The 254-nt window shown below is 37.8% G+C and carries 1 pseudogene; it reads left to right on the top strand.

The features are described from left to right. A pseudogene (locus tag R0J92_RS24775) lies at positions 1 to 254 on the top strand (hypothetical protein); the annotation flags it as partial.

The raw sequence follows: 254 nt of genomic DNA, 5'->3' as shown, positions 1-254 counted from the left end.
GTCAGTTTATCCCTCAAACGACTGATTCTCTGCAAGTCATTCATGCTGCTCGTAAAGAGGATAGTTTAAACCAATGCATCAATCAAGCCCAAGGAGAATTCCTGATTTTCATAGAACCAGATGATTTGCTAGCCCCTCATGCTCTATTTGAAATTGCGCTGCTACTCAATGAATATCCAAATGCTGATTTTATTTATTCTGATGAAGATAAAATTCAAGAGGAAGGAAAACATATCCAACCCTTCTTTAAGCCA

It is taken from the genome of Tritonibacter sp. SIMBA_163 (genome assembly GCF_046535935.1).
GTDB lineage: Bacteria > Pseudomonadota > Alphaproteobacteria > Rhodobacterales > Rhodobacteraceae > Epibacterium > Epibacterium scottomollicae.
The sequence above is the reverse complement of the archived record's forward strand: the minus strand, read 5'-3'. Positions and strand labels throughout refer to the sequence as shown.